At 39.5% G+C, this 2,599-nt stretch carries 3 protein-coding genes; all 3 read left to right on the top strand.

Features of this window, described 5'->3' with window-relative positions; genetic code table 11:
* On the top strand, positions 1 to 431 hold a 431-nt coding region (locus FFO06_RS20565; RefSeq protein WP_137909686.1), incomplete at its 5' end, for a PspA/IM30 family protein.
* Between the two features lie 237 nt (positions 432 to 668).
* Positions 669 to 1,004, top strand: coding sequence for a thioredoxin family protein (locus tag FFO06_RS20560; RefSeq protein ID WP_028083893.1), 336 nt, complete (start codon positions 669 to 671; stop codon positions 1,002 to 1,004).
* Between the two features lie 75 nt (positions 1,005 to 1,079).
* On the top strand, positions 1,080 to 2,285 hold the full coding sequence (locus FFO06_RS20555; protein WP_201275506.1) for an LL-diaminopimelate aminotransferase: 1,206 nt from the start codon (positions 1,080 to 1,082) through the stop codon (positions 2,283 to 2,285).
* Positions 2,286 to 2,599 lie beyond the last annotated feature (314 nt).

Genomic DNA, 2,599 nt, shown 5'->3' with positions numbered 1-2,599 from the left:
TTCAGGTAGAAGGTCTGAAAAAGAATTTAATTCAGTTAGAGAGCAAAATTTCCGAAGCCAAAACCAAGAAAGAAATGCTCAAAGCCCGAATTACCGCAGCCAAAGCCCAAGAACAATTGGGAAATATGGTGAGCGGAATGAGTACCAGCAGCGCCATGTCCGCTTTTGAGCGCATGGAAGAAAAAGTATTACTCCAAGAATCTCGCGCTCAGTCTACCGCAGAATTGATAAGTTCAGATTTAGAAAGCCAATTTGCAAAATTGGAATCTGGTAGTGATATTGATAATGAATTAGCGGCTTTGAAAGCATCTCTAGCACCAGCACCCGAACAAAGACTACTAAACCCAGAACAACCAACCAGTACGGCTAAAGCGACTCAACCAGTTGATGCTGACTTAGAAGAACTTAAAAGACAATTAGATAAACTGTAGTTCTTGCAGATAATTTAATTCAGTTAATCCCACATATTTGTGGGATTTTACTTCATTTTTCCCAATGATTATGATAGATTACCAGATAAAAAGCTGATATAGTAAGCATTTTATAACTGCAAATTCTTCGACCGAGTAAAGCCTAAGTCCAAAACAGGATAACAACTAACCCTCAAATTGGGATAAAGTATTTTGTAAACGAATTTGATTAACTGATGCTACTTTATGGAGACTATTATGGGCAATAGTGTAATAAATATCACTGATGCTGAGTTTGAAAAAGAAGTTTTAAAGTCCGAACAGCCTGTATTAGTATATTTTTGGGCTTCCTGGTGTGGTCCTTGTCGCTTAATGTCACCATTGATTAATTTAGCCGCAACAACTTATAGCGATCGCCTAAAAATTGTTAAAATAGAAGCTGATCCTAATCCCGTGGCTGTCAAGCAATATCATGTAGAAGGCCTTCCTGCTCTCAGGTTAATGAAAGGAGAAGAAGTATTAGAATCTACCGAAGGAGTAATTGCTAAAGATAAATTACTCAGTCTTTTAGATAACCATTTACAGAGTAATTAGTGGTCAGTCAGTGATCAAAACTATAGAGTTTCTGATCACATACTCATAACTAATAACCAATGATAAATAATTAAAATGCAATTTGCAACCAGGTTACAACCTTTAAAATCTAACGTATTTGCGGACATGGACACAGCCAAGACCATAGCTGTGGCTGCGGGAAAGGAATTAATTGATTTGTCTTTGGGATCTTCAGATTTACCTACCGAGAATCATATCCTAGAAGCGATCGCTCAATCTGTCCATGATCCTAGCACCCATGGTTATTTATTATTTCGTGGTACTCAAAATTTTCGTCAAGCCGCAGCCCAATGGTATGAACAGAAATTCGGTATCCCAGTTAACCCAGAAACTGAAGTTTTACCCCTAATTGGTTCTCAAGAAGGAACAGCCCATTTACCCTTAGCCATACTTAATCCCGGCGATTTTGCTCTATTATTAGATCCTGGTTATCCTTCCCATGCTGGTGGAGTATACTTGGCTAATGGTCAGATTTATCCCATGCCATTAAAACCAGAAAATAATTTTTTACCAGTGTTTAGTGATATTCCCGTCACTGTTTTAAATCAGTCGCGGTTGATGGTTTTAAGCTATCCTCATAATCCTACCAGTGCGATCGCCCCTTTATCCTTTTTTCAAGAAGCTGTAGCCTTTTGTCAACACCATAACATTGTTTTGGTTCACGATTTCCCCTATGTAGATTTAGTTTTCACAGAAGAAACCCAAAATCCAAAATCCAAAATCCAAAATCTAAAATCTCCAGTCCCCTCAATTTTACAAGCTGACCCAGAAAAAAGCGTCTCTATTGAATTTTTTACCCTGTCCAAGTCTTATAATATGGGAGGTTTCCGCATTGGTTATGCAATTGGGAATCCAGAATTAATTCAATCCCTGAAACAAATCAAAGCCACCATTGATTTTAACCAATATTTGGGAATTTTGAACGGAGCGATCGCAGCCCTCACCGGACCGCAAAATGGTGTAAAATCAGCCTTAGCTATTTTTCGTCAACGTCGTGACACATTCATCAAAGCCTTACACAGCATAGGCTGGAACGTTCCCACACCACAAGCCACAATGTACATTTGGGCAAAATTACCTACACAATGGAGTCATAATTCCAGAGAATTTTGCACCGAATTAGTCAAAAAAACAGGTGTAGCAGCTTCTCCAGGTATCGGCTTTGGTAAATCTGGTGAAGGATACGTTCGCTTCGCATTAGTGCAAGAACCAGAAATTCTAGTAACCGCTGTCGAGAGAATCTCCAAGTTTATGAACTAAAATACAAACTTGTGCAAATTCAAAGTCGTATACTTTTCGCCTTTGCGTATTTGCGCGAAATATAACTCAAACCGCTATTATAGCATCCGATAATTTCTCAAATTCGCCCCATTGAAGCCGCACTTAAACCGTATAAAAATAAAAAATTTTCATCTTGTGGGGTGGGCTTCTAGCCCGCCATAATTTACTTGTGGGGTGGGCTTCTAGCCCGCCATAATTTACTTGTGGGGTGGGCTTCTAGCCCGCCATAATTTACTTGTGGGGTGGGCTTCTAGCCCGCCATAATTTACTTGTGGGGTGGGCTTCTAGCCCGC

The organism is Dolichospermum planctonicum (assembly GCF_005402965.1).
Taxonomy (GTDB): Bacteria; Cyanobacteriota; Cyanobacteriia; order Cyanobacteriales; family Nostocaceae; genus Dolichospermum; species Dolichospermum planctonicum.
Note: the sequence above shows the minus strand (reverse complement) of the source record. Positions and strands in the feature narration are given on the sequence as shown.